Genomic DNA, 25066 nt, shown 5'->3' with positions numbered 1-25066 from the left:
TGGGCGACATGCATTCGTTCAATAGACAGGCGGCGAAACCACCCAGATGACGACAGCCGGCTCGGCTCCAGGATTGCGCCATCGGAACGGCTTGCCGTCGAAGCGGAAGGAGTCGCCTTCGCCAAGCCGGTGCCAGATGCCAGCAATTTCGATGTCGAAACTGCCCGAAGCGACGTAGCCGGCTTCCTCGGTCGGCCGGCGCGCCTCGGCCTTCATCTCGGCACCCGGAGCGAAGACCGAACGCAGCATCTCGAAGCTACCGCCGAGATCGGGCGACAGAAGCTCCTCCACCAGGCCGGAATCGCTTGTGCCAAGCGTGCGCCGGTTGCCGGCGCGCACGACCACGCCGCGCTCGGTCTCGACAGGCACGTCATGGCTGAAGAACAGGCTGACCGGCACGCCGAACAATTCGGCGAAGGCCCTGAGATCGCCGAGCGACGGGACCGACAGACCGCGCTCGACCTGGCTGACCCAGCCGACGGAACGGCCGAGCTTCAGTGCGATTTCAGCAAGCGTCAAGCCGCGCGCCTTGCGCAACGCGCGAATGTCGCCGGCCAGCAGCCGTTCGCCGCTGTCCTGTTCCGATCTGGCGGCGGTTGAGGGCAAAGCCATCCCTGTCTTGGTGAAAAATTCTCAGCAAATTTCATTTGATGGCGGGTTCATGAAAAAATCAAGAGGATTTTCACGCAACCACAAGATTTACTTGCGCCATTTTGACGGTTCGGGCAAAGGCTCGGCGCACGAGCGGCGAGTGGGGCGTCCGGTCGAGGCGGGTAGGCTATCGGGCGTTCAAAAAGACGCGCAAGGATGCTCCATCACTTCTAGTCGGCGCATGATCCTTCCGGAAAATCGGTTCGGGATCATACGCAAAAGGACGGCCCATGCTGGAAAACAACTCCCGGATTGCGGCGGCGATCGTCGATGACGCGATCACCTCGCGGCGGTCGGTACGCGCCTTCTTGCCCGATATGGTCGACGACGAGACCATCCGCGATATTCTCGCCGTTGCCGCGCGCGCGCCCTCAGGCACCAATATGCAACCCTGGAAAGTCTATGTGACCAAGGGCGAGGTCAAGCAGCGCATCACCGACGCCATCCTCAGCTCGGGCATCCGCGCCGAAAAGGCCGAGTGGGACGAGTATCGCTACTATCCCGACCAGTTCTTCGAACCCTATCTGACGCGACGGCGGGCCAACGGTTTCGGCCTCTACGGCGTGCTCGGCATCGGCCGGCGCGAGGTCGACAGGATGCGTGCGCAGCACGACCGCAACTTCGTCTTCTTCGACGCGCCGGTCGGCATGATCTTCACCGTCGACCGGCGGCTGAACAAGGGGTCGTGGATCGACTACGGCATGTTCCTGCAAAACATCATGGTCGCCGCGCGGGGCAGGAGCCTGCACACCTGTCCGCAAGCCGCCTTCGCGCCCTATCACCGGCAGATCAGGCCGGTGCTCAACATTCCCGACGAGGAGATCATCGTCTGCGGCATGGCGCTCGGCCATGAGGATACGTCCAAGCCCGAAAATGCCTTCCGCACCGACCGCGCGCCGCTGGAAGAGTGGGTGACGTTCGCGGAGTGACGTGAAGCGCCGTCCGGCTCTACTGCACTTCGTAGCCGACTTCCTCGCTCGCATGGCAGAGCGCTTTCCAGAACGAGCGGGCAAACGAGCGGAACACATAGATGTCGAACTGATCGGCGCCGGTGCGCTGGATCTGCGCGAAGATGTCGTGATGCATGGTCGAGCGGCCGGCGCCGATCGGGAAGGCCGGCAGCGCGAAGTCGATGGCGAAGAATTTCGCCAGCACCCACTCGGCCTTCGGCCCGGCGATACGGATCGCGGTGCGGCCGTGCGAAAGGTCGGTCACCGTACCGATGGCCGAAGTGACGACACTGGCAAAGGCCGGCGCCAATCCCTCGGCTTCATCGACCACAGTGAACTTTCCCGGCGCAAAGCCGAACACCGACCTGGCGCCGTTCGTCACACCGCCACCGGCGCCGTCGGGCAAAGCCAGGCCGGTGACCGCATGGATGCCGGCCATCAACTTCTTCTCCTCGCCGGGCCAGGCGGCGAGCTGCAGGATCGAACCCGGCCTGGTTTCGGAGAGGATGATTTCGACACCATGCTCGAAATTGCCATGCGAGCCCGGATGCAGCACCGGCTCAAGCGGCGATTGGCGTTCAACCATGCATGCGGCTCCCGTCCGGATCGAAGAAATGGTTGGAGACGATCTCGACCGGCCCGAACCGGTTGCGCAGCGGGTCGGAGACATAAGCGCGCGTGCCGCGCCGCGCCTTGCCGCCCTTGACCAGGGCAAGCGCGATATATTTACCCAGCGCCGGCGAATAGCAGCAAGCGGTGATGTGGCCAAGCGAGCCGTGCGGATTGGCTTCGTCAAGCTCCTCGACGATGTGTGCGCCGCCATTGAGCGGCTGGTTGTCGAGCGAAACAATACCGACGAGTTCCAGGCGGTCGGGCGCGATCAGCCCCTCGCGGTCCATCATCGCCGAACCGATGAACGGCTTCTTCTTCGACAGCATCCAGTCGAGATGCAGGTCGCGTGCCGTGGTACGGCCGTCGATCTCGGCACCGGTGACGTGGCCTTTCTCGATGCGCATGGTGCCCAGCGCCTCCAGCCCGTAGGTCACCAGCCCGAACGGCTTGCCGGCTTCGATCAGCGCCTCCCAGACATGGGTGCCGTAGCCGGCGCCGGAATAGACCTCGAAGGCCATTTCGCCGGAGAAGGACAGCCGGCAGATCATCACCGGCACGCCGGCGATTTCGCCGTGGACGATGCCCATGAAGGGCAGGGCGGCATTGTCGACGGCAGTGCCGCTGACGCAAGCAGCCAGTATCTGCCTTGCCTTCGGCCCGCCGATGGCGGCACCGGCCCATTGGTCGGTCACCGAGGTGACGTGGACCTTCAGCGCCGGCCAGATCACGTCGAGGAAATATTCCAGATGCTGCATCACCTTGCCGGCATTGGCGGTGGTGGTGGTCATCAGGAAATCCTGCTCGCCGAGGCGCCACGTGGTGCCGTCGTCAAAGGCGAGACCGTCCTCGCGCAGCATCAGCCCGTAGCGCGCCTTGCCGACGGCCAGCGTCGAAAACATGTTGGTGTATAGGCGGTCGAGGAATTCCGCCGCGTCGGGGCCTTGCACCGCGATCTTGCCCAGTGTCGAGACATCGACGATGCCGGCGCTCTCGCGCGTGCCTCTCGCTTCGCGGACATAGGCCTGCTCGATCGTCTCGCCGGGATGGCCGTAGATCATCGGCCGATACCACAGGCCGGCGGAATACATGGTGGCGCCGTTGGCGACGTGCCAGTCATGCATCGGCGTCAGCCGCTCGGGCTTCAGATCGCCGAAGCGTTCGGCGGCTAGCGAGCCGATCGACACCGCCGAAAAGGGCGGGCGAAAGCGCGTCGTGCCGACCTGCGGGATCGGCTTGCCCAGCGCCTCGGCCATTATGGCCAGGCCGGGTATGTTGGAGCTCTTGCCCTGGTCGGTTGCCATGCCGAGCGTGGTGTAGCGCTTCAGATGCTCGACCGAGACGAAGCCTTCGCGATGCGCCAGCCGCACGTCATCCGCCGTCACGTCATGCTGGAAGTCGACGAAGCTTTTTCCTTCGGCCTTGATCTCGAACACCGGCGCCGGATCGGGATCGCCAGGTGCTGCTTCGACGGCAGGCAAGGCCGCCGGCGTGGCGGTTGCGCCCGCAGCGGAAAGACCGGCGGCGCGACCTTCGGCGATCGCCTCGGCGGTGGAGAAACTGCCGGTGAAGGCGCCGGCGCCGATCCATTGCTGTGTCGTCGGCTTGGGCGGCAGGAACGCTTGCAATGCTTCGTTCCATTCCGCTTTGGCTCCGGCCTGGCTGGCCAGATGAATGGTCGGCGACCAGCCGCCCGACATCAATAGGCAATCGGCGTGGATGCTGCGCGCATCGCCGGAAAGCGCGCCGTTGACCATGTCGAAGCGCTGCACCTTGAAGCCGGAAAGCGCCTTGCCGCCCTCGGTGGCGATCACCGCGTGGCCAGAAAGGATCTCGGCCTCGGTCTCGCCGGCCAGCTTGCGCATTTCGCTCGAAAGCTCAGGGCGCACGTCGATGATGGCGACGACCACGGCGCCGGCCTTCTTCAGCGCCAGGGCCGCGCGATAGGCGCTGTCATTGTTGGTGAACAGCCCGATCCTGTCGCCGGGCAGCACGCCATATTCAATGGCATAACGCTCGGCAGCATGCGCCAGCATTACGCCTGGCCGATCATTGCCTGGAAAGACCAGCGGACGCTCCAGGGATCCGGTGGCCAGCACCACCGACCTGGCGCGGATCGTCCAGTAGCGATGGCGCGATTCGCCCTTGCCGGGCGTTTCCTTGTGGTCGGTGACACGTTCGAGCGCGGCAAGCGTGTTGCCGTCATAATAGCCCCAGACGGTGGTGCGCGGCAGCAGGCGGATATTGTCACGGCCTTCGAGCTGGCCAGCGGCGCGCGCTGCCCAGTCGGCGGCCGGCATGCCATCGATCGTCTCGCCCGACCAATTGGCCGAGCCGCCGAAATGCGGCTCGAGCTCGGCCAGGATGACGCGTGCACCCTGATCGGCAGCCGCCCTGGCGGCCATCAGCCCCGCCGGGCCGGAGCCGACTACCAGCACATCGCAAAACGCGTTCATGCGTTCGTAGCGCGCCGTATCGGGAGCCGTGCCTGCCTTGCCCAGGCCGGCGGCACGGCGGATGAAATGCTCACAGAACATCCAGAAGCGAGTGCCCTTCAGCGGACCGATCACCGGTCCCATGAAGGTCTTGTAGTAGAAGCCGGCCGACAAAAGCTTGCCGCCGAGCTGGTTCACGGCACTGACGTCCCAGGCAAGCGAAGGGAAGCGGTTCTGGCTGATCGCGGCCAGCCCGTCATAAATCTCGACCATTGTGGCGGGGATGTTCGGCTCGCGAACCTCGCCCCTCAACACTGTGACCAGCGCGTTCGGTTCCTCGACGCTGGCGGTCAGCACGCCGCGCGGGCGGTGATATTTGAACGAACGCCCAAACAGGGTGATGCCGTTGGCCAGCAGCGCCGAAGCCAGCGTGTCGCCGGCATGGCCGGTATAAGGCGCGTCGTCGAAGGTGAAACGGATGGTCCGCAGCCGGTCGATGCGGCCCCCGGCCTCTGTACGGCGCGGGCTCATGGCTTGTCCTCGGCCCGGTGCCGCGCAACCGAGTTGTGGTCGCCGCGCGCGAACGCGGTGCTGGAGATCTCGTGCGTCAGCGTGTTGCGCACGACCCTGAGATGGGCGCGGCAGCCGCCGGAATGCTGCCAGATCTCATTGTGGTCGCCGGCTGGATTAAGCCGGTCGTAGACATAGGCGTTCCAGGCGTCGAGGTTCTGCGAGGCGGGCTGTGGGCGCTGGCGATTGCCGTCGCCCTGATAGGTGAATTCGATCACGTCGCGCGGGCCGCAATAGGGGCAGGTGATGAGCATGGATCTCTAACCTAATGCAGCCGGGGCGTGGCGCCCTGGCCCTTGTCGTCGATCACCAGGCCACGGTAGAAGCGGTCGAGCGTGAAGGCCGAGTTGAGACCGTGCGGCTCGTCCTTGGCAATGGTCCAGGCAAAGCACCAGCCGGAAGCCGGCGTCGCCTTGAAGCCGCCATAGCACCAGCCGCAGTTGAGATACATGCCCGGCAGCGGACCGGTGGTGATGATTGGCGAGCCGTCCATCGACATGTCGCAGACGCCGCCCCATGAGCGCAGCATGCGGACACGGGCCAGCCCAGGGAACAGCGCCAGCATCTCGCTCATCACCTCATCGACGATCGGCAGGCTGCCGCGTTGGGCGTAGCTGTTGTAGCCGTCGAGATCGCCGCCATAGACAAGGCCGCCCTTGTCCGATTGCGACATGTAGAAATGGCCCATGCCGAAGGTCAGGACCGTATCGATGAACGGTTTTAGCGATTCCGTGACGAAGGCCTGCAGCACGTGGCTCTCGATCGGCATCGTCTCGATGCCGGCAAGCCGCATGACCCGCCCGGTGCTGCCGGCAACCGCGACCGCTACCTTTTTTGCGCGGATTTCGCCGCGCGTTGTCGTGACGCCGGTGATGCGGTCGCCGTCGCGCAGGAAGCCGGTGACCTCGCAATTTTCGATGATGTCGACGCCGCGGCGATCTGCGCGGCGCGCATAGCCCCAGGCGACGGCGTCGTGGCGGGCGGTGCCGGCGCGCCGCTGCATCAGGCCGCCGACGATCGGGAAACGCGCGGTGGCTGAGACGTCGAGCGCCGGCACCAGGCGCGCGATTTCGGCCGTGGTCATCAGTTCGGCGTCAACGCCGAGATGGCGCATGGCGTTGCCGCGCCGGGCATAGTCGTCGAGCTGAGCAGGTGTGTGGGCGAGGTTCAGGCAGCCGCGCTGCGAGAACATGACGTTGTAGTTGAGGTCATGGGCCAGGTTCTCCCACAGCTTCATCGAATGCTCGTAAAAGCGCGTGTTGGCCGGCAGGAGATAGTTGGAACGGACCGCCGTGGTGTTGCGGCCGACATTGCCGGAACCGAGCCAGCCCTTCTCCAGCACCGCGACATTGGTGATGCCGTGCTCCTTGGCTAGGTAGTAGGCGGTCGACAGGCCATGGCCGCCGCCGCCGATGACGATCACGTCGTAGGACGCCTTCGGGTCGGGCTTGCGCCAGGCCGGCCTCCAGTCCTTGTTTCCGGTCAGCGCGTTCTTGAGAAGCGAAAAGGCCGAATATTCCGCCATTCTTATTGTCATCCATTTCAGGCTTTGCGGCAGACTATAGAGCAGGCCGCCAACGCAAAGCCAAGATTGCGCCATCGCTTTTCGACTCCCCGACTTCGACTGGATTGGCCGACTTCGATTGGATTGGCCGACTTCGATTGGCGGACTTCGAAAACGAGCCGCCTGGCATGACTTGCCCCGTGATATGAGCGTCTTTATCAAGGACGTGCTTCAAAACTGCCGCTGCCGTCCGCGAGTCGCCAGAAAAATCATGTTCTTTCGTTTACTCCGCCTGGTCCTGATCGTTGCGCTTGTTGTCTTGGCGCCGCCGTCGTTCGACGCGATGGCGCAGGCGCTCGGGCAGGGTGCCGCCGGGCTGGTTACAGACCAGCAGAAGGTCATCCAGAGCCTGACGGCCAAAACCGACGATCTCGAGAAGAAGATACAGCAGGACGGCCAAGACGATGCCACCCTGGTGGAAATCCGCCTGCAATTGGAGGATCTGTCGCGGGCGGCGCTCACCAGCGCGCTGGCGTTCCGCTCGCGTCTCGGCGATATCAACGATCGGATCGAGACGCTGGGACCTCCGCCGGCCGCGGGCCAGCCGGCCGAGCCCGACATCGTGACCGGTGAACGCCAGGCGCTGGCTTCCGAAAAAGCCGAGATTAACGCCGTCATTGCCAGCGCGCAGAACCTGTCGATCCGTGTCAGCGGGCTGATCGAGAAGATCGGCAACATGCGCAGCGAGCTGTTCCGCAATCAGCTCACCAAGCGCTACGTGCTGTCCGATGCATTGAGCCCGGAGGTCATTTCCAACGCCAATGACGAATTTACCAGTTTCTACAAAGCGGTGTCGTCCTGGCTGAGCTTCGCCTTCAAGTTCAAGTTCCAGGCAATTCTTGCCGCGACGTTGATGGCGCTTGCGCTGGCCGCCGTGCTTTTTGTCGGCGGGCGGCGCCTGTTCGGCCGCGTCTTCGAAGCCGATCCTTCCGTCGAGGATCCATCCTATCTCAGCCGCCTGTCGGTGGCGTTCTGGTCGACATTGCTGCCGTCGCTGGCGGTTGGCGCCTTCCTTATCTCGACGGTCTTCTTCTTCAATTATTACAATGTCTTGCGCGGCGACATCGGCATCTTCCTGAATTCGCTGGTTGCCGTTATCGCGGTGGTGTTCTGCGTCAACCGGCTGACCAATGCGGCGCTGGAACCGCGGTTGCCGAACTGGCGTCTGATCCCTGTCGAAACCGGCCCGGCGCGCTGGCTGGTGCGGCTGACGACTGCCATGGCCGTCGCCATCGGCATCAATTATTTCCTGTCGGTCGTCAACGACAAGATGGGCTCGCCGCTATCGCTGACCATCGCCAGAAGCTTTGTCGCCACCATCAGCGTCGGCGTCATCCTGATCCTGATGGGGCTGCTGAAGCCGTTCAAGGCTGCCGACGGGAGCTGGCGCCCGTGGCCGGCATGGCTGCGCTACACCGCCGTCGCGCTAGGGCTATTCACCATAGCGTCGGCGCTGCTCGGCTTTATCGGCCTTGCTATTTTCGTCTCGGTGCAGGTCGTGGTTACCGGCACTATCCTGGTCACCGCCTATATCGGCTTCCTGTCGGCGCGGGCGATCGGCGAGGAAGGTGGTTTCGCCAACACTTCGATCGGGCGCTGGCTAGCGGCCAATTCAAGCTACGAAGAGACCGCGCTCGACCAGCTCGGGCTTGTCGTCAGCGCCGCCATAAACATCATGATCGTGCTGGTGTTCCTGCCGCTGATCCTGTTGATGTGGGGCTTCCAGCCCGGCGACATCCAGGCCTGGGCCTACAAGCTGGCGACGGGCCTCACCATAGGCTCGGTGACGATCTCGGTCACCGGCATCCTCACTGGCGTCGTCGTCTTCATCATCGGCTATTTCCTGACGCGCTGGTTCCAGGGCTGGCTCGACGGTTCGGTGATGGCGCGCGGCCGGGTCGACACCGGTGTGCGCAATTCGATCCGGCTGGCGGTCGGCTATGCCGGCGTCGCGGTCGCGGCACTGGTCGGCATCTCGGCGGCCGGTATCGACCTCTCCAATCTCGCGTTGGTCGCCGGCGCCCTGTCTCTCGGCATCGGCTTTGGCCTGCAGAATGTCGTCTCCAACTTCGTCTCGGGCCTGATCCTTTTGGCCGAGCGGCCGTTCAAGGTCGGCGACTGGATCGTTGCCGGTGACATCAGCGGCACGGTCAAGAAGATCAGCGTGCGCGCCACCGAGATCGAAACGTTCCAGCGGCAGTCGGTGATCCTGCCCAATTCAAACCTGATCAACAATGCGGTCGGCAACTGGACACACCGCAACAAGCTCGGCCGCATCGATATCAAGGTCGGCGTTGCCTATGGCAGCGACATCAAGCACGTGCATGGCGTCCTGTTGGAGATCGCGCGCAGTCATCCGCTGGTGCTGAAAAACCCCGAACCCTTCGTGCTGTTTTCCAATTTCGGCCCGGCCGCGCTCGAATTCGAGATTCGCGTGTTCCTGGCAGACGTTCTTAGTGGCAATATCGTCCAGAACGACATCCGCTTTGCAATCTTCGATGTGTTCGCCGACCAGCATATCGAAATTCCGTCGACGCCGCGCGCCGTCGTCGAGACCAAGAAGCACGAAGCGTGGCCGATCGACGACGACAAGATCGAAGTCGAATTCGCCGAGCGGGAACAAGCAAAAGCCCTAGCGGCGGTCGAGGCGAAACGTCTCGCCAAGTCGGGACGCAAGGTACGGAAGCCCGATCCTGACTAGCTGATTGGAGCTTGCCTTCAAGCCTTCGGAAACCAATTGCGGCATGAATGCGGCATTCAGTTGCCGTTCAGCTTGCATTGCATATAAGCTCACCTGCAAACGGCGAGAATGCCTTGCGAAATGCAACAGAGGCGGTGGCAACACCGATACTGCAAAATGTGGAAGTCTCTCGTCGCCGCCATCGCTTTTCTGGCCGTGGGCGGTTCGGCCCATGCCGCCAGCGCGGTCAACAAGGACGCCGAGACCCGCACGCTGATCGTGACGGAAGGCGGCGGCAAGACCGAGCTGGCGCTGGCCGCTGGCGAAACCGTGGAATTTTGCCCGAGCGGCTGTTTTGTTACCTTGCCGAATGGCGACCTCGAGGCGCTGACCGGTTCGGAGACGATTGAGATCTCGGGCGGCGTCGCGCGCATCAAATAAAGTCGACGCCATGATTTTTGAAGGCCGGGCAAACGCCCGGCCTTTTGTTTGCTTCCGGTAATCGGCGATGAAGGTATGCACTTTTCTTCGAAGCTGCGCAGGGCGGGCTCTAGCAGCGCCTTCGTACCGAGCAGGGCGAAGGCGTAGGTCTAACTGCATTCGACGGGCTGGTGGCGCGGGCTTTTTTGGCGATGTCGCAAACAGGCTGCAAGCGCGGCGCCGCGCCGCCCTATAGTCTGCTCGCAATAGCATCTTGGAGTCGCGGGCAATGGCAGGGTTTCCGGAAAAGGCGAAGGTCGTCATCGTCGGGCTGGGCGGCATCGTCGGCGCATCGGTCGCCCATCACCTGATCGAGCGCGGATGGGACGATATTGTCGGCATCGACAAATCGGGCATCCCGACGGATATCGGCTCGACGGCGCATGCCTCCGACTTCTGCTACACGACCAGCCATGATTTCCTGTCGTGCTGGACGACGCTCTATTCCATCGATTTCTACGAAAAGATGGGTCACTACGCGCGCATCGGCGGCCTCGAGGTCGCCCGCGTCGGCGACGACGCTCGCATGGCGGAGATCAAGCGCAAGATCGCCTCGGCGAAGGCCTTCGGCACACGCGCCCGCCTGATCGATCCCGCCGAGATCAAGGAAAAATTCCCGCTGATCGAAGAACAGATGGTACAGGGCGGCCTGTGGGATCCCGACGCCGGCCTCGTCATCCCGCGCTCGCAGACCGTCGCCGGCAAGCTTGTCGACCAGGCGGAAGCTTCCGGCAAACTCAGGGCGTTTGCCAATACGTCGGCCAGGTCGCTCGTCATCGAGAACGGCCGCATCAAGGGCGTGGTGACCGACCGCGGCACCATCGAGGCCGACTATGTCGTGGTCTGCACCGGCATCTGGGGACGGCTGATCGCGGAAATGGCGGGCGAGGACCTGCCGGTCATGCCGATTGACCATCCGCTTACCTTCTTCGGGCCGTACACTGAGTTCGCCGGCACCGGCAAGGAGATCGGCTGGCCGCTGCTGCGCGATCAGGGCAACTCGGCTTACATGCGCGATACCGGCGACCCCAAGACCGCCGAAGGCGGGCAGATCGAATGGGGTTATTACGAAGAGACCAATCCGCGCCTTTGCCATCCGCGCGATATTCTCGAGAAAAACCAGGCGCGGCTTTCGCCGTCGCAACGCGATCTCGACATGGAACAAATCCTGGCGCCGCTCGAGCGCGCCATGGAACTGACGCCGATCCTGGGCGAGCTGGGCTACAATGAGAGCCATTCCTTCAACGGCCTGCTGCAGGTGACGGCGGACGGCGGCCCCTCGATGGGCGAAAGCCAGAAGGTCAGGGGCCTATGGTATGCCGTTGCGATCTGGGTCAAGGACGGCCCCGGCATGGGCAAGCTCATCGCCGACTGGATGACGGACGGCCGCACGGCGATCGACCACCACGCCATCGACTATTCGCGCTTCTATCCGCACCAGACGAAAGAGCAGTTCATCTGGGACCGCTGCACCGAAACGGCGATGAAGGTCTACAACCCGGCTGTCCATCCGCGCGAACCCTTCTCCAAGGCCCGCAATGTCCGCCGCTCGCCCTTCTGGGAGCGCGAAAAGGAACTCGGCGGCTATTTCATGGAGCTCGGCGGCTGGGAGCGCGCCCACGGCTACGCCGCCAACGAGCATCTGCTCGAGAAATACGGCAACCGGGTGCCGGTGCGCCAAAACGAATGGGATAACCGCCACTTCTGGCGCGTCTCGAACGCCGAGCATCTCGCGATGAGCGAGGATTGCGGCATCGTCAACCTGTCGCATTTCGCCATGTACGACGTGGAAGGCCCGGACCATGTCGCGCTGATGGAATGGCTGTGCGCGGCAAAGATCGGCGGTGACGGCAATATCGGCAAGGGCATCTATACCCATTTCCTCGACGAGGAAGGCATGGTGCGCGCCGACCTGACCGTCATCCGCATGGCCGACCGCTGCCGCGTCATCGACGGCGCTGATGCCGGGCCGCGCGACTTCCAGTACATGCGCCGGACGGCAGAGGACAAAGGCTTCGACGTTACCGTCACCGATGTGACCGAGAGATATGTGACCGTCGGCATCTGGGGTCCGAACGCGCGGGCAACATTGGGCAAGGTCGTGGAAAACCCCGACGGACTGACGCCTGAGAATTTTCCCTTTGCCGCGATCAAGCCCGTCAGGATCGCCGGCAAGGACGTGACCGCCTTCCGCATCTCCTATGTCGGCGAGCAAGGCTGGGAACTGCATATGCGCTACGAGGACGGCCTGGCTGTCTGGGACGCGCTGCGGTCGACCGGCGTGATGGCCTTTGGCGTCGAGACCTATGCCAACAGCCGCCGCATGGAGAAGAGCCTGCGCCTGCAAAACGCGGACCTCTTGACCGAATACAATCTGCTGGAAGCCGACCTTGCCCGTCCGAAAGTCAAGGAGGCCGATTTCTGCGGCAAGGCAAAGCATCTGCAATATCGCGCCCGGGTGCATCAGCCGGCCATGCTTTGCACGCTTATCATGACGGACAATACAGATTCGAATGGTGTTCCCCGCTATCCGGTTGGCACGATGCCGGTGATGGACCCGCAAACCGGTGAGACGCTCGTCGACGAGCTCGGCCGCCGCTCCTTCACGACCTCGGTGGCCTATGGTCCGACCCTCGGCAAGAACATCGCGCTCGCCCACCTGCCCTGGGCGTATTGCCAGGAGGGCCGCAAGCTGAGCGTCGAATATTTCGGCGAGAAGTACCCGGTCGAAGTGGCCGCCGTCGGCTACAGGCCGCTCTACGACCCGGAGAACCTCAATCCGCGCAGCTAAGCGTTGCTTGCCTGCCGATTCTCCACACAGGCAAGCCGAGCAGTGCCAGCAGGACCTGAATGCAGAAGCCCGATTCATCGTCGGGCTTTTCGCTTTGTGGAGCGATGATTCTCGCTTACCGTCGCGCTGCGATTGGGGGGTGCCTTTGCGGCGGATCGGCTGGGACAGAAAAAACGATGCGCTTGTGTTTCAGCTGAACCGGAATATCCCGGTTCGCGTCAGCTGGACCTTCGCAATTCCCATTGTGCTGCCCTTCCTGAACGAGTGGGCGAGCCGACCCAAGGATGCACTGATCCATACCTCTATCTTTGCAGCGCTTCTGTTTGCGTCGATATTTCTGCACGAACTGGCACACGCCTGGATCGGACGCCGACAAGGCGTCGCCACCGACAGGATAGAATTATATCTCTTCGGCGGGCTCACGCGTTTCAAACGCGCCGCAGCGCCATCGCCTGCCTGGGCGCGGATTGCGATAGCGGGTCCCCTGGCGAACGTCGCGCTCGCCGCGTTTTTCGATGCGGCCTATTATCTGGTTTTTGGAGAACTCATCCCAGTTGCGCCCGAAAGGCCATTCGGGTGGCTGCCGTCAAGGTCGGCCGGTCCTCTGGAATGGACGCTTTGGATTGGCGCATTGTTGAACGTGTCACTTATCATTCTCAACATCCTGCCCGCCTACGATCTGGATGGCGGCGTGATTGCAAGACATTTGTTCCTGAGACGCTTCGGCGTCCGCCGGGCCGCGCAGATCGTCGGCATCTGCGGCATCGTACTTTCAATTCTGCGTTTTGCGATCATCTTGCCTGCCGCGGTTGCAGGTATTCTGTTGTGGCTTCCGCCGTCATTCAAGCCGAACTGGAGGGCAGCGCGCGGAGTCGGTGCTAGAAAACCGAAGCCGGACCCATCCTCCGAGACGGATGTCGAGAAGGCCGTGGAGTGGCGGGGACGGGGCGGGCACCGCATCCACAAATGAAATTCGTTTTCCGGCGGTTCGCAAAAATGTGACCGAATGAGCCCGGCTCTCCACCGGGCTTTTCTCTTTGTCGATCGGCGATTTTCGCTTACCGTGCGGCATGTCTGGTTTTGCCCGTGCAAGACATCTCGTCTCGGGTGCCGCCGCGCTGGCGTCGGTGCTATGGCTGACTGCAAACTCCCGCGCCGCCGAGCCGGTCGACGTCGAACTGGTGCTGGCAGTCGACGTTTCGCTGTCCATGTCGCCGGACGAGCTCGAAATCCAGCGTCATGGCTATGCGGCGGCGCTGACGCATGACGATGTCCTGCAGGCAATCGGCGAAGGCGCTCATGGCAAGATTGCCGTCACCTATGTCGAATGGGCTGGCGCGACCTGGCAGCAGGTCGTCGTGCCGTGGACGGTGATCGCCAATCGTGCCGACGCCGAGCGGCTGGCAGCGCAGCTTTCCGCTCATCCGCCGGCCAGTGCCAGGCGCACCTCGATCTCCGGCGCGCTGGAATTCGCCAGCGATCTCTTTGCTGAAAGCGGCTTCCAGGGCGTCAAGCGGGTGATCGACATTTCGGGTGACGGCCCCAACAACCAGGGCGCACCTGTCGATATCACCCGCGACGCCGTGATCAAGCAAGGCATCACCGTCAACGGCCTGCCGCTGATGACCAGGGGCGGGTTCAGCAGCGCTTACGATGTCAACAATCTCGACCGCTACTACAGCGACTGCGTCATCGGCGGGCCGGGCTCCTTCATGATCCCGGTCAATGACTGGACGCAGTTTCCGGAGGCCATCCGCCGCAAGCTGGTGCTGGAGCTTGCCGGTCCGGCCTCGCCGCAGCGAGCGGCGGAACAGGCGGCGCATCCGCCATTGGTGCTGGCACAGGACATCCCCGTCACCGACTGCCTGGTCGGCGAAAAAATGTGGCGCGACCGCAGCTGGATGTACAACAGCCGCTGATGGCGGAGTTTGCTGTCGATGGTGACATACCGCAGTGCAGCATCTGCTTCATTGACAAGCCTGCGGGCGTCTGTGACACAATTCCCCATCCGAACACATAAAAGGGGAACCGACATGAACAGGATCGGAATTCTTGCCGCAAGCTTGACGCTTGCCGTCGGATTGTCCGCGCCGGCGATGGCCGCCACATCGGTCAGTATCGGCATCAGTGGATGGACCGGCTTTGCGCCACTGACGCTCGCCAAGCAGGCCGGCATCTTCGAAAAGCACGGCCTCGACGTCACCTTGAAGAAGGTGCCGCAAGCCAGCCGGCCGCTCGCCATCGCCAGCGGCGACCTGCAATGCGCCGCCACCACGGTCGAGACCTGGCTGGTCTGGAACGCCAATGGCGTGACAACCAAGCAAATATTCCAGCTCGACAAATCCTACGGCGCCGACGGCATCGTCGCCCGCAACGACATCAAGACCGTCGCCGATCTCAAAGGTAAGTCGGTCGCGTCTTCGGCGCCGGGCACCTCGCCCTATTTCATGCTGGCCTGGGTGCTCAACAAGAACGGCATGTCGACCAAGGACGTGACGGTCGTCAACCTGGAGCCGGATGCGGCGGCGCAGGCGTTTCTCGCCGGCCAGAACGATGCGGCGGTCACCTATGAGCCGTTCATCTCGGCGGTGCGCGAAAAGTCCGACCAGGGCCATATCCTTGTGACCACTCTCGACTATCCGATGGTGCTCGATACGGTCGGCTGCACGCCGGAGTTCCTTAAGGCCAATCCGGATGCGGGCAAGGCGCTTGCCGACAGCTATTTCGAGGCACTCGACCTGATCAAGAGCGATCCGGCGAAATCCTATGAGACGATGGGTGCCGACGTGAAGCAGTCGGCCAAGGAATTCGAAGAGTCGGCCAAATACCTGAAATGGGCCGACAAGGCTGAAAACAAGCAGTTCTTCACCAAGGAATTCCAGGACTTTTCCAAGACCGCCGGCGAGCTTCTGCTGCAGATGGGTTTGATCAAGGAAGCGCCTGACGTCTCGACATTGGCCGACACCAGCGCCGTCGCCGACTAACCGGCAGGATTGTCGCCCGGCGGCGGCGCGTGCGCCGCCGCTTTTTCATTCAGATCAGAGGACGGTCGAAGATGCCGCGCCCCTTGCATCCGGTCTCGCCGGGCATTCGAACCGTGCTCGGCATTTCGTTCTTCGTGCTGTTCGTGGCGTTCTGGGCGTGGATCACGCTTGGCGGCCACGTCAATCGCATTTTCCTTGCCGATCCGCTGTCGATGGTGAGAGACGGTTGGCGGCTGCTGGTCGAGGACCGCTTCTGGCTCGACATCCTTATCACCATCTGGCGCGTCTTCGGCGGGTTCCTGATGGCGGCCATCGTTGCCGTGCCGCTCGGCATCGTGATGGGTGCCTGGAAGCCCGTGGAGGCGTTCCTGGAGCCGTTCGTCTCCTTCGCCCGCTATCTGCCGGCATCGGCCTTCATCCCGCTGCTCATCCTGTGGGCGGGCGTTGGCGAGCTCGAAAAACTGCTGGTGATCTTCGTCGGCTCGGTGTTCCAGATCATCCTGATCATCGCGGTCAAGGTCGGCGGCACACGGCGCGACCTGGTCGAGGCGGCCTACACGCTTGGCTCGTCCGACAACGGCATCGTGCGGCGCGTGATCATGCCGGCCAATGCGCCGGAGATTGCCGAGACCCTGCGGCTGGTGCTCGGCTGGGCCTGGACCTATGTCATCGTCGCCGAGCTGATCGGCTCGTCGTCGGGCATCGGCTACATGATCATCAACAGCCAGTCGCGGCTGGCGACAGGGCAGATCATCTTCGGCATCATCGTCATCGGCCTGATCGGGCTGTTGTCCGATTTCGCCTTCAAGGCGCTTAACCGTTGGCTGTTTCCATGGAGCCTGGCGTGAGCAAGCTGCTCATCGAAGGCGTCTCGCGCACCTTCGCCGGTGTCGGCGGTGGGCAGCCGGTCAAGGCGCTGATGCCGATCGATCTGGCGGTCGCCGCCAACGACTTCATCACCATCCTGGGGCCATCCGGCTGTGGAAAGTCGACGCTGCTCAGGATCGTCGCCGGCCTCGAAGCGCCGAGTGGGGGACGTGTTCTGCTCGACGGCAGGGTGGTGGACCGGCCCGGTCCAGACCGCGGCATGGTTTTCCAGTCCTATACGCTGTTTCCGTGGCTGACGGTCGCCGAGAACATCGCCTTCGGCCTGCGCGAACGTGGAATGGCCGAGCACGAGCGCAGCGAAATCGTCGCTTCTTACGTCGATCTCGTCGGGCTGAGAGGTTTTGAAAACCATTGGCCGAAGCAGCTTTCCGGCGGCATGCAGCAGCGCACCGCGATTGCCCGGGCACTGGCCAACGATCCGGAGATTCTGCTGCTCGACGAGCCGTTCGGCGCACTCGACAACCAGACCCGCGGGCTGATGCAGGAACTGCTTCTCGGCATCTGGGAGCGCCGGCAAAAAACGGTGCTGTTCGTCACCCACGACATCGAGGAGGCGATCTTCATGGCGTCGCGCGTGGTCGTGATGACGGCACGGCCGGGCCGCATCAAATCGGACGTTGCCGTCGACCTGCCGCATCCGCGCCACTACACGCTGAAGACCAGCCCGGAGTTTTCGGCACTGAAGGCGCGGCTGACGGAAGATATCCGCGTCGAGGCGATGCGCACGGCGCAGATATAGTCGGGTCAGCAAGGCGCCTGAACGGCTCAGAGACTTCGTAAGTCCTTGATAAGCACGTAAAGATGCAGCGGGTCCGTCGGCGATTGCGCGAATCCGTAGCGCTCGTAAAACGTGCGGGCGCCGTCGTTCTTGGCGTGGACGACGACCGCGCGGATACCTGCAATATCGGCCGCCTGCAAACTGCGCAGGACGGCATCGCGCAACAGTCCGCCGCCGACGCCTTTGCCTTGCCAGTCCAGACTGACCGCAAGACGCGCCAGCAGCATTACAGGCACCGGATGGCGTGCGAGACCTTTCGTCAATCGCTCGGGCGCACCCTCATATTTAACTTCACCAACGACCAGGGTATAAAAGCCGATCACATCTTCGCCAGAGAGACCAATGTAGGTCTGCGAAGCATTGGCTTGCTGGTTTTGGAATGCATAGCGTACGAGAAAGCGATTGAGCGGTTCTTCACCGCAGTCGAACATGTCCACCAAATGCTTGCGGGCCAGTTTCTCGATCTGGAATTCGCTCACGCTGGATCGCGACCGGAAAAGATGCTTGGTTCGTTCAATAGGCGCTTGAGGCGGGGGAGATCACGCGTTGGCGCGTCGAGCGCTGCCATGAACGCGACCCATTTTTCGGCGTCGAGATGGAAGCTGCGCCGGTCGGCTAATGTTTCTTCGGCTCGTGCAAGCGCGCTTTCAAGCACGAAATCGCTGAGCGAACGGCGTTCAGTCGCGGCGGCGGTTGCGAGTGTACGCTTTGCCTGGGGGGTAAGGCGCAAGTCCAGTTTTTCCGATCTGGTGGTTCTGGTCGTCATTGGTACCTCTCGATTGAGGGATACCACATTTCGCCAGACAATGTCATGACAATTTCGGCCGCGCCCGCGAAACGTGCTGGATCAAGCCGCCAGAAGCTGCTTGCGGTCGACGCGTTCCTGTTGCGGCGAGCGGGCGTACAACTCGCGATAGCATTTGGAGAAATGCGAGGCGGAAACAAAGCCGCAGGCGACCGCCACTTCGACCACCGGCAACGACGACTGGATCAGCAGGTGCCGGGCGCGGTCGAGGCGGATCTCCAGATAGTAACGGGCAGGGGAGCGCCCCATCTCGGTGCGGAACAGGCGCTCAATCTGCCGGCGCGACAGGTCGACATGGTCGGCGACCTCGATCAGCGAGAGCGGCTCGGAGAGATTGGCTTCCATCAGCTCGATAATGGTCAGAACCTTGGAATTCTGCACGCCAAGGCGGGCGCGCAGCGGCAGGCGCTGGCGGTCGGTCGGGCTGCGCACGCGATCGGTCAGCACCTGCTCGCAGACGCGGTTGACGAGGCTTTCGTCGAAATCGTCGCCGATCAGCTTCAGCATCATGTCGAGCGCGGCGGTGCCGCCGGCGCAGGTGTAGATGTTCTGGTCGATCTCGAAGAGGTCGGCGAAGACATTGGCCTTGGGGAACGCCTCGGAAAAGCCCGGCAGGTTCTCCCAATGGATGGCGCAGCGCTTGTTGGACAGCAGGCCTGCGGCGGCCAGGATATGCGCGCCGGTGCACAGGCCGCCGACGGCAACGCCGCGATTGTACTCCTCGCGCAACCAGGCAAAGGCCGATTTGTTCTGGTAGCGCTCGACATTGATGCCGCTGCAGACGATGGCCATGTTCGGCCGGTCCGGTCCGGACATTTTCTTGCGCTCTTCCTCCAGCGAGGTGTTGACGGCGCATTCGACGCCGTTCGAGGCGCGCACCGGCTTGCCGTCGATGCTGGCGAGCCGCCAGCGATAGGCTTCATAGCCGAGCATGCGGTTGGCCGAACGCAATGGATCGAGCGCCGTCGCGAAGGCGATCATGGTGAAATCGGGGACCAGGAAGAATACGAACGATCGCCGGATCGGGTGCTTTACGACGTTCACGGGTAGATCCTCACGCTGCAATGGCGCGAACAGGATGTCGCGATTAGCATAGCGACATCAGGAAAGACGTTTCCTGTCAATTGGCTAGATGGCAACGGAGCGACTTTATTTGCGACACGGGTCGCAAATGGGCAATCGCTATGCGGCGAAGGACGCGACATGCCGCCGGATCGAGCAAACGAGCCTACGCAGTCTGCGCACACGAAAACGCCGCCTCGGCAAAACCGAAGCGGCGCTGGATCGACTTCGAAGCAGCGCTAGGCTGCTTCCGCCGGGATTGCCGCGTCTCAGGCGACGAAGCCGAGGCGCGCGGCAGCCATGGCACCGGTCTGGCCAGGCATGGTGTTGGCCAGGCGCTGGCGCTCGAGCGCGGTCGTCAGGTTCATTTCGCGACGGGCAAAGAGGCGGGCAAAAAGCTTCATGATCATCTCCATTCGGTTGCTCAGACGGGTCGCCTTCGCTTGATGGAGTGGGGCAGCTCGTTTGTTGATGATGATATAGGCTTACGTGAGGGGAAACTAAATCGCAAAAGCGAAGCACTTGATATGAAAAGCGACACGGAATGCGACAAATTTGGGCATTCTGCCCCGGATTTTCGATTATTTACAATGTGTTGATTGCCAGTGCGGGCTGCTATGCGACTTGCTCATATGCGGCATGCGACGGCGACATGGCTCGGGAAAATCATTGGAGTACAAACAAAAAGGCCTGCCGGGCTGATCTGCGCGGCAGGCCTTCAGCTGTTGATACACACGGTTTACTTTGCTCCAGCCCAGGATCCCACACCATGGCGAGTGCCGGCCTTAGCATCGGCAGCTTCGGGCCAGCCGATATCCTTCTGCAGTTCAATCGGCAGCGCGCGGATGGCGCGTTCCGTCTGGTAGCGGGCACGGGCCTCGCTGAACTCGGTCGCGATCCGACCGATGGATGACAGGATAGACATCTCATTCTCCTTCGCGTTGGGCCAGGTTGTCCCGGCGCTTGCAGCGTCAGGCGGTACACCGGGTTTGTTTCAGCTTCATTTCGTGTCGATTGCAGGTCCGTGTCATGGTTGTTTCGGGACCACTTCGATGCGTCCTGCCTTCGATGGAGTTGACTATCCTCCCAAACTGATGTTCAATCAAACGAAATGGAATGATTGTTTGCATCAGAAAAATTGAAGGTCGCTTGCCATGAACGCCCCACTCAATCATCCGCTGCCGCTGCTCGATCTGGATGTTCTGCGCACTTTCGTCGCGATCGCCGAGACCGGCAGCTTCACCACTGCGGCCAATGCGGTTTTCCGCACGCCGTCGGCCGTCTCCATGCAGATCAAGAAGCTGGAGGACATTCTCGGCCGCTCGGTGTTCGCGCGCGACGCCCGTTCGGTGACGCTGACCACCGATGGCGAGATGCTGCTCGGCTATGCGCGCCGGCTGCTGTCGATCAATCGCGAGGTGGTGTCGAAGTTCATCATTCCAGACATTGTCGGGGTGGTGCGGCTCGGCTCGCCGGACGATTACGGCGAACGTGTGCTGCCGCATGTGCTGAAGCGGTTCGCACAGTCGCATCCATCGATCGCGGTCGACGTCACCATCGACCAGAGCGTCAATCTGCGCCGGCGCATGGACGACCGGGCGCTCGACATCACGCTGCTCACCAACTCCTACAAGACCAGCGCGATCGGCGCCGAAGTGCTGCTCACAGAGCCGATCGTCTGGGCCGGTGCCAAGGGCGGTTGCGCGCATCTGCGCGAGCCGCTGCCGGTCTCATTGTGGGAAGAGGGCTGTGCCTGGCGGGCAGGGGCATTGGAGGCGCTTGGCCGCGAGGGCCGCAACTACCGTATCGCCTATATGAGCGCGCACACGGCCGGCCAGCGCGCCGCGATCATGGCGGATCTTGCGGTGGCGCCGCTGCCGAAATCCTTCCTCGGCAGCGACATGGTCGAGCTGTGCCCGAAGGACGGCATGCCTGACATCGGCACCTACAACCTCGCCATGGTGGTGACGCCGGACGCCAGCGCGCCGGTGAAGGCAGTCGCCGACCATATCCGCGCGACGTTTGAGATGTTCAGGGAAACTGGGAAGTTCTGAGCCAAACTACGACCTGAGCGGCGCAACCAGATCGCGAGGGGTTCCGTCGCGGTCTGTCCTCTGCAGCCACAACTCTCCTGCCTTGGCATGATAACTGTCAGTTTCGTTGGTCAAGAAGGCCACTATGCTGTCCCGCGCGCGTCGCGCCTCCGGCATGTCGATCAACGGCCAGACATGGAACATGCCTTGCTCGTGGACGACCTCAATTTCGACGCCGGCCGCGCGTGCCTTTTCCGCGAAGATCAGATTGTCGGGGGTGAGCAGATCGCGTGAACCGGTCAGCAGCAGCGTTTTGGGCAGCACCGACAGGTCGCCGTAAACCGGGCTGATGCGCCAGTCGGTGGGATCTATGCCGGCGCTGTAAAGCCGGATCGCCTCGCGGCCGCCGGCAATGCCCAGCCACGGATCGTTGCGTTCGGCCTCATACATTTCTGGGTTGGCGAGCGACACGTCGAGACCGGGCGAAATCAGCACGTGGCGTGATGGCAAGGGCAAGCCATTTTGCGCAGCCATCATCGTCAGCACGACGGCCATGTTTCCGCCGGCGGAATCGCCCATGAAGATGATATCAGTCGCCCTGGTTTCGCCGAACATCTGGCAGTAGACGGCGCCGACCATGCCGAACATGGCGTGAAAGTCGTGTTCGGGAGCAATGGGATAGATCGGCACGGTGATACCGAACCCGAGGCGGTCGGCCATGTCGGCGATCAGCCGCCAATGATAGGGTGTGATTTCAAAGACATAAGCGCCGCCGTGCAGGTAGAGAATCCGCCTCCGCTCACCAGCCTGGGGAGCGATCTCGTAGACGGGAAAGCCGTTGATCGTGCGGGTTGTGATCTCCAGGCGCGACCGCAGCGACGCAGGCGGCTGATGGTTTTCCGTCTTGCGCGCATAGGCGATCCAGCGCTGCAGGTTCTCGGGGCTGGAAAACGCCTTCTTGCGGCTGTACCTGAGGACGAACGACACGACGTGGCTTTTGAGACTGGGCATGCAGATACACGGACTTCGGCTGAGCCGACTAAGAGAACCCCCGACTATTTCGAAGATTGTGTCGCCACCAAAAAAGTCAAGATTGATGCAATCTCAACACGGTCGTTTGATCCCAGCTGTCGACAAAGCATCCGGCCATGAAGTCTCTGGCCTACCGGCGCAGCTCAACGCCGCGGCAGCAACGCGGCGCGCAGCCAATTGCTGGGTGCAGCCGGAGCCGCATTGCGGCTCCGGCGAATACCGAACAGCTTGCATTTGTCGATGAATTTCATCCGCGCTGCGTGCCCCATCCGACCGACGGCTGCCCTTCGCTCGAACGCGGCGACACCGGCCAGCCAATGTCCTTCTGGATCTCAGGCGGCAAGCTGTTGAGGATGCGCAGCGACTTGCGCGCTTCGCGTGTTTTCTTGAAGGCCGCACCATAGCGGCCGAAGCTTTCGAACATCGACATCTTGATCTCCTTGGAGCGTTGCGGTGGCCGAAAACTGTTTCCGCCTGCCGTTCGATGCCGGTTAAATGCTCCGCCTATGTATCTGGCGGATTTCACGAAAACGCGATTTCGTTTCCAGATCGGCGCGATCTGGAAACATTTGCATACAAATGAAAATGGAAGGTCTGACGGCCTATCGGAGGCGAGTCATCCCCGCCCGCGCCGCGCGGCGTGGCCTTCGCGCGAACGCCGCCGCGGGGCAGCGTCGCCGGCAATGCCGTCTTCGCTCACCGTCTTGCGCGGCGGCAGTTTCACCGCCGCCGACAGCTTGGGAAACGGGTCGATCTTGTTCGGGAGCGCCATGGCATAAACGAAATGTTCCTGGAATTTCGGCTCCAGCGCCGTCTCGATCTTCTCGATCTTGCTAACGGTTTCCTCGATCTCGCGGCGATAGCCACGGTTCAACAGCGCCATGCGGGCACCGGCACCGGCCGCATTGCCAACGGCCGAGACCTTGTCGAGGTCGCAATCCGGAATCAGGCCCAGCACCATTGCGTATTTCGGGTCGATGAACGAGCCGAATGCGCCGGCGAAGTGGATGCGGTCGACATGATCGGTGTGCTGCTTTTCCATCAAAAGCTTGGTGCCGGCATAAAGGGCGGCCTTGGCAAGCTGGATAGCGCGCACATCAGTCTGGGTGATGGTGATCTTGGGCTCGCCTTCCTTCAGCACATAGGAGAAGGTGCGGCCATTGGCGACGACGCGAGGCGAGTGGCCGCTCAGCGATCCATCGACGACGCCGTCCTCGGAGATGATGCCGGCGAGATACATCTCGGCGACCACCTCGATGATGCCGGAGCCGCAAATACCGGTGACGCCGGTCGCCTGCACGCTGTCGAGGAAGCCCGGCTCGTCGGACCAGAGTTCCGAGCCGATGACGCGGTATTTCGGTTCCAGCGTTTCAGGATCGATGCGGACGCGCTCGATGGCACCCGGTGCGGCGCGCTGGCCACCGGAGATTTCCGCACCTTCGAAGGCCGGGCCAGTTGGCGATGAGGCCGCCACGACCCGGTGGCGATTGCCGAGCACGATCTCGGCATTGGTGCCGACATCGACGATCAGCATCATCTCGTCCTGGCGGTGCGGCCCTTCCGACAGCGTCACTGCGGCAGCGTCCGCGCCGACATGGCCGGCAATGCAAGGAAGCATATAGAGCCTGGCGCCCTGGTTGAGCTTCAAACCGATATCCGATGCCTTGATGTGCACGGCGCCGGAGACGGCTAGCGCGAAGGGGGCGCCGCCGAGCTCGGTCGGATCGATGCCGAGGAACAGATGGTGCATGATCGGATTGCCGACGAACACGGAATCCAGGATGTCGTTGCGTTGGACGTTGCCTTCGGTGCAGACCTTGTCCACAAGCCCCGAAATGGCCTCGCGCACGGCGACCGTCATGCCTTCGCGGCCGTCCGGGTTCATCATCACGTACGAGACACGGCTCATCAGATCCTCGCCGAAGCGGATCTGCGGATTGGATGTGCCCGACGAGGCGGCGACGCGGCCCGACAGCAACGACACCAGATGCATGGCGATCGTGGTCGAGCCGATATCGCAGGCAAGTCCGTACGCCTCGTTCTTGAGGCCGGGCCACAAAGCGATGACCCGTGCGGTCTCGCTGTCGGTGTCCTTGTGGATGGCGGCGGTCGCGGTCCAGTTGCCTTTGCGCAAAATGCCTTGCACCTGCGGCAACAGATGGAAATCGAAATCGAGGCTCTTGAGGCCCCAGTCCTTCATCAGCGCGATCTTCAGACGGTCGAGGTCGCCGAGCGGCTTGTGCATGTCGGGTTCTTCGATCTCGACATAGCACATGCGGATTGCCGCATCGCGGGCGATGACCCTGGTGTCGGCGTCCTTGCGGATGGTCTGCGCGTTGATGACGGTGTCCTGCGGCACGTCGACGACGAGATCGCCGAGAATCTGCGCCGAGCAGGACAGCCGGCGGCGCTCGGGCAGGCCGCGTACGCGCTCGTAGCGCTCTTCCTTGGCGCCCTTGGGCGAGAGGTGATCGTTGGAGGAAACGATCTTGTGCTTGGCGAAATTGCCTTCCTGCACCTCGATCTGGCAACGCCCGCAAGTGGCACGCCCTCCGCACACGCTCTCGACATAGACACCGAGCTGGCGCGCGGCATCCAGAACCGGCGTGCCGACCGGAAACCGCCCGCGCTTGCCCGACGGCATGAACAGCACGAGCGGATCGGTGATGTTGACGGGAGAGTTCATACGTTCCAGACTTTACTTTCTACGCAGCTCGGGTCTTGGCCACGGCAGCGATGCCGCTGTGTCTCGGT

General features: G+C 62.5%; 23 protein-coding genes. 10 read left to right on the top strand and 13 right to left on the bottom strand.

Features of this window, described 5'->3' with window-relative positions:
• Positions 1 to 18: 18 nt before the first annotated feature.
• A complete protein-coding gene (locus tag NKJ32_RS07895) occupies positions 19 to 612 on the bottom strand; it encodes a helix-turn-helix domain-containing protein (RefSeq protein WP_031211731.1) in 594 nt (197 codons plus the stop codon).
• Between the two features lie 269 nt (positions 613 to 881).
• Here NKJ32_RS07895 and NKJ32_RS07890 point away from each other — a divergent pair, with 269 nt between their 5' ends.
• The gene (locus NKJ32_RS07890; RefSeq protein ID WP_023676539.1) at positions 882 to 1580 is read left to right on the top strand and encodes a nitroreductase; all 699 of its coding nucleotides are present in this window, start codon (positions 882 to 884) and stop codon (positions 1578 to 1580) included.
• 19 nt (positions 1581 to 1599) lie between these two features.
• Here NKJ32_RS07890 and NKJ32_RS07885 read toward each other — a convergent pair whose 3' ends face one another.
• Genes NKJ32_RS07885 through NKJ32_RS07870 form a run of 4 tightly spaced genes read right to left on the bottom strand, consistent with a single transcriptional unit; the run spans position 1600 to position 6740 of the window.
• The gene (locus NKJ32_RS07885; protein ID WP_023676538.1) at positions 1600 to 2187 is read right to left on the bottom strand and encodes a sarcosine oxidase subunit gamma; all 588 of its coding nucleotides are present in this window, start codon (positions 2185 to 2187) and stop codon (positions 1600 to 1602) included.
• A complete protein-coding gene (locus tag NKJ32_RS07880) occupies positions 2180 to 5176 on the bottom strand; it encodes a sarcosine oxidase subunit alpha (RefSeq protein ID WP_352568958.1) in 2997 nt (998 codons plus the stop codon). The genes NKJ32_RS07885 and NKJ32_RS07880 overlap by 8 nt, the downstream gene beginning before the upstream one ends.
• On the bottom strand, positions 5173 to 5469 hold the full coding sequence (locus NKJ32_RS07875) for a sarcosine oxidase subunit delta (RefSeq protein ID WP_023676536.1): 297 nt from the start codon (positions 5467 to 5469) through the stop codon (positions 5173 to 5175). Before NKJ32_RS07875 ends, NKJ32_RS07880 begins: the two co-directional genes overlap by 4 nt.
• 11 nt (positions 5470 to 5480) lie before the next feature.
• The gene (locus tag NKJ32_RS07870; RefSeq protein ID WP_352756714.1) at positions 5481 to 6740 is read right to left on the bottom strand and encodes a sarcosine oxidase subunit beta; all 1260 of its coding nucleotides are present in this window, start codon (positions 6738 to 6740) and stop codon (positions 5481 to 5483) included.
• 250 nt (positions 6741 to 6990) lie between these two features.
• On the opposite strand from NKJ32_RS07870, the gene NKJ32_RS07865 reads away from it, so the two are divergent.
• From NKJ32_RS07865 to NKJ32_RS07830, 8 genes are all read left to right on the top strand, one after another.
• Positions 6991 to 9480 (top strand): mechanosensitive ion channel family protein, encoded by a 2490-nt coding sequence (locus NKJ32_RS07865; protein WP_352568957.1) that lies wholly within the window; start codon positions 6991 to 6993, stop codon positions 9478 to 9480.
• A gap of 156 nt (positions 9481 to 9636) precedes the next feature.
• Entirely contained in the window at positions 9637 to 9900 is a 264-nt protein-coding gene (locus NKJ32_RS07860; protein ID WP_023676533.1) for a hypothetical protein, read from the top strand.
• Between the two features lie 268 nt (positions 9901 to 10168).
• Complete coding sequence (locus tag NKJ32_RS07855) at positions 10169 to 12730, top strand: GcvT family protein (protein WP_352568956.1); 2562 nt, start codon at positions 10169 to 10171, stop codon at positions 12728 to 12730.
• Positions 12731 to 12737: 7 nt separating this feature from the next.
• Positions 12738 to 13700, top strand: coding sequence for a site-2 protease family protein (locus tag NKJ32_RS07850; protein ID WP_352568955.1), 963 nt, complete (start codon positions 12738 to 12740; stop codon positions 13698 to 13700).
• A 100-nt stretch (positions 13701 to 13800) separates the two neighbouring features.
• A complete protein-coding gene (locus tag NKJ32_RS07845) occupies positions 13801 to 14649 on the top strand; it encodes a DUF1194 domain-containing protein (protein ID WP_352568954.1) in 849 nt (282 codons plus the stop codon).
• Between the two features lie 114 nt (positions 14650 to 14763).
• Positions 14764 to 15714, top strand: a complete 951-nt coding sequence (locus NKJ32_RS07840; RefSeq protein WP_352452114.1) for an ABC transporter substrate-binding protein — start codon at positions 14764 to 14766, stop codon at positions 15712 to 15714.
• Positions 15715 to 15785: 71 nt separating this feature from the next.
• Complete coding sequence (locus tag NKJ32_RS07835; RefSeq protein WP_023676527.1) at positions 15786 to 16562, top strand: ABC transporter permease; 777 nt, start codon at positions 15786 to 15788, stop codon at positions 16560 to 16562.
• Positions 16559 to 17341, top strand: coding sequence for an ABC transporter ATP-binding protein (locus tag NKJ32_RS07830; protein ID WP_352452112.1), 783 nt, complete (start codon positions 16559 to 16561; stop codon positions 17339 to 17341). Before NKJ32_RS07835 ends, NKJ32_RS07830 begins: the two co-directional genes overlap by 4 nt.
• A 26-nt stretch (positions 17342 to 17367) precedes the next feature.
• On the opposite strand, the gene NKJ32_RS07825 is transcribed toward NKJ32_RS07830, so the two are convergent.
• From NKJ32_RS07825 to NKJ32_RS07805, 5 genes are all read right to left on the bottom strand, one after another.
• Positions 17368 to 17859 carry a GNAT family N-acetyltransferase gene (locus NKJ32_RS07825; protein WP_352568952.1) on the bottom strand — a complete coding sequence of 164 codons (492 nt, stop codon included), beginning with the start codon at positions 17857 to 17859 and terminating at the stop codon, positions 17368 to 17370.
• Complete coding sequence (locus NKJ32_RS07820; RefSeq protein ID WP_352477597.1) at positions 17856 to 18146, bottom strand: type II toxin-antitoxin system TacA family antitoxin; 291 nt, start codon at positions 18144 to 18146, stop codon at positions 17856 to 17858. The genes NKJ32_RS07825 and NKJ32_RS07820 overlap by 4 nt, the downstream gene beginning before the upstream one ends.
• Positions 18147 to 18227: 81 nt before the next feature.
• Positions 18228 to 19166 carry a GlxA family transcriptional regulator gene (locus tag NKJ32_RS07815; RefSeq protein ID WP_348625928.1) on the bottom strand — a complete coding sequence of 313 codons (939 nt, stop codon included), beginning with the start codon at positions 19164 to 19166 and terminating at the stop codon, positions 18228 to 18230.
• Positions 19167 to 19516: 350 nt separating this feature from the next.
• Positions 19517 to 19651, bottom strand: coding sequence for a hypothetical protein (locus tag NKJ32_RS07810; protein WP_013894968.1), 135 nt, complete (start codon positions 19649 to 19651; stop codon positions 19517 to 19519).
• A gap of 335 nt (positions 19652 to 19986) precedes the next feature.
• Complete coding sequence (locus tag NKJ32_RS07805; protein ID WP_352452109.1) at positions 19987 to 20172, bottom strand: hypothetical protein; 186 nt, start codon at positions 20170 to 20172, stop codon at positions 19987 to 19989.
• Positions 20173 to 20401: 229 nt separating this feature from the next.
• Between NKJ32_RS07805 and NKJ32_RS07800 the strand changes: the two genes are divergently transcribed.
• A complete protein-coding gene (locus NKJ32_RS07800) occupies positions 20402 to 21301 on the top strand; it encodes a LysR substrate-binding domain-containing protein (protein ID WP_023676521.1) in 900 nt (299 codons plus the stop codon).
• A 6-nt stretch (positions 21302 to 21307) separates the two neighbouring features.
• On the opposite strand, the gene NKJ32_RS07795 is transcribed toward NKJ32_RS07800, so the two are convergent.
• The 3 genes from NKJ32_RS07795 to NKJ32_RS07785 form a co-directional block, all read right to left on the bottom strand.
• Complete coding sequence (locus NKJ32_RS07795) at positions 21308 to 22291, bottom strand: alpha/beta hydrolase (protein ID WP_352454619.1); 984 nt, start codon at positions 22289 to 22291, stop codon at positions 21308 to 21310.
• 268 nt (positions 22292 to 22559) lie between these two features.
• Positions 22560 to 22742 (bottom strand): hypothetical protein, encoded by a 183-nt coding sequence (locus tag NKJ32_RS07790; protein WP_352454618.1) that lies wholly within the window; start codon positions 22740 to 22742, stop codon positions 22560 to 22562.
• A gap of 186 nt (positions 22743 to 22928) precedes the next feature.
• Positions 22929 to 24998, bottom strand: a complete 2070-nt coding sequence (locus NKJ32_RS07785) for an ASKHA domain-containing protein (RefSeq protein ID WP_352452107.1) — start codon at positions 24996 to 24998, stop codon at positions 22929 to 22931.
• Positions 24999 to 25066 lie beyond the last annotated feature (68 nt).

This window comes from Mesorhizobium sp. M0159 (assembly GCF_040322295.1).
Taxonomy (GTDB): domain Bacteria; phylum Pseudomonadota; class Alphaproteobacteria; order Rhizobiales; family Rhizobiaceae; genus Mesorhizobium.
This window is presented reverse-complemented; position numbering and strand designations above follow the sequence as displayed.